The organism is Kitasatospora sp. NPDC085879 (assembly GCF_040686255.1).
GTDB lineage: Bacteria > Actinomycetota > Actinomycetes > Streptomycetales > Streptomycetaceae > Kitasatospora.
On record NZ_JBFBJZ010000186.1, the window covers coordinates 1 to 1,980 of the forward strand.

Annotated in this window: 2 protein-coding genes; both read right to left on the reverse strand. The window is 71.1% G+C overall.

All coding sequences use genetic code 11. From position 1 onward, the window contains the following. Window positions 1–146: 146 nt before the first annotated feature. Window positions 147–1,376, reverse strand: a complete 1,230-nt coding sequence (locus AB0P35_RS42010) for a serine hydrolase domain-containing protein (protein WP_363521859.1) — start codon at window positions 1,374–1,376, stop codon at window positions 147–149. Window positions 1,377–1,525: 149 nt separating this feature from the next. Next, on the reverse strand, window positions 1,526–1,753 hold the full coding sequence (locus tag AB0P35_RS42015; protein ID WP_363521862.1) for a hypothetical protein: 228 nt from the start codon (window positions 1,751–1,753) through the stop codon (window positions 1,526–1,528). Window positions 1,754–1,980: the final 227 nt, after the last annotated feature.

Genomic DNA, 1,980 nt, shown 5'->3' on the forward strand with positions numbered 1-1,980 from the left:
GGGTTGTTCCGCCCGTGGGGGGCGGTCGGGGGGGGGGGGGGCCCGGTGGGTTGCCTTGGGCGGGGGCCCCCGCGGGCGGGGGGGGGGCGGGCGCCCCCGGCCCGGCGAAGGCCGCAATGGGCGGGGTGGTGCGGTCCTGCTGCGGGCTACAGCGCGCAGAAGGCGTTGATCGCGGCCTTGCCGGTGTCGAGCTGGCCTCGGGTCCCGCCGATCAGGTGGAACTCGCTGTTCGCGTACAGCACCTGCTTGGTGCCGTCCTCGCTGCTCAGCCAGTTGCTGAGGTAGCCGAGCACCGCACCGGTGTGTCCCCAGCCCCACTGCCCGCAGGGCAGCTGCAGGTGCTCGACGCCCAGCCCGTACTCGGCGGTGCCCGAGCTGTCCATGGGCACGGTGGTCTTGAGTTCGACCGTCTGCGCGGGCGCCAGGAGCCGTCCGGTCAGCAGAGCACGGGAGAACGCGGCCAGGTCGTCCAAGGTCGACACCATGGCACCGGCGCTCCCGTAGGTCTGCACGTTGGAGACCGTGACGTCCTGCGTGTAGAAGGTCACCGGGTGCAGGTAGCCGTGGAGGTAATTGCCGTACAGAGCGGGATCGGCGGTGGGGAAGCTGGTGTCGCGCAGGCCGAGCGGTTCGATTATGCGCCGCTGGATCTCGGTGGCCGCGTCGGTGCCGGTGACAGCCTTGATCACCATGCCCGCCAGCACGTAGTTGGTGTTGGCGTAGCTGAACTTCTGACCCGGTACGGCGTTCGGCGCGTGCTGGGCGAGGGCGATGTCCACCAGGGTCTGCGGCGCCCAGGCCTGCCTCGGATTGGTGTTGGCGACGTAGGGGACGGAGACCTGCGCGCTGCCCGCGTACTCGGGCAGGCCCGAGGTGTGGTTGAGCAGCTGACGAACCGTGATCTTCGTGCCGTCGTAGCCGTTGGCGTTGACCGCTCCCGGAAGCCACCTGGCGACGGTGTCGTCCAGCGACAGCCGCTGCTCGCCCTCCAGTTGGAGCAGCACGGTGGCGGTGAAGGCCTTGGTGTTGCTGCCGATCCGGAACTTCGCCTTCGGGTCGGCGGGAACCTTGGTGGAGAGGTCGCCGACACCCGCGTGCACGTACTGGACGTCGTCACCCTGGCGCACCAGGCCGATCACGCCCGGGTATCCATCGGCGATCCCCTGCTGGGCTCCTGCCTGCAGGATGCCGGCCGCGGTCGGGACTGCGGCGTTCGCCGAGCCGCCGACGCCGACCGACACGAGGCAGGCCGCGACGGCGACCGGCAGCAGCCACCGCCGCCTCGGCATCCGCGGACGCCGCCCGGCCGCCCGGCCGGCGGCTGAACTCTCCGTGTCCGTCATGTGGGTGGCCTTGATCGTTTCGAGCATGCTCATATCCGACTCCGATTCATACGGGAAAATGGACGCCCCTCCGACCGCCTGTGGATCGGGGGACTGCGGGGTCACGACATCGCGCCTGCGGTCACGGCGACGGACGCGCACAGGCACCGGGCCTGCGCGGCCCCGAACTGAAGAGCCCGCCTCTAGCGGCGGTACACGGCCGCAAGGATCAGCATCAGGACGACGAGTCCCACCACCAAAGCACATCCACTGCCGCCGTCCGGTCTCTTCCGCCTGGACTCCACCTGACCGCCGGGGCGAATTCCGGGGTGCTGCTTGGCGTAGTGCTCCACCAGCCGCTGTTCGCCCTGGGACTCGCCGAGCCAGGCCGTCTTGAAACCGCACTCGCCGCACCAGTAGCGGTAGGCCATGTCGAGTCCCCATTCGTTGTCGCAGGAACGGCTGGTGAGAGGCAGCCGGTTGCGGCGCCAGGGCCGCCGGATTCGGCTCCGCCGGTCCCACCGCGGTCGGTCGGGCGGCCCCCCCAGTGCGGCCGACCCACCGCCGGCGCCTCCGCCCCCGGGAGTCCTGCGGAGTGCGGCGCCCACAGCCGGCGGGGCGCCCCGGCCCCACCCCTCGTGGTGTGTGTGCTGATCCC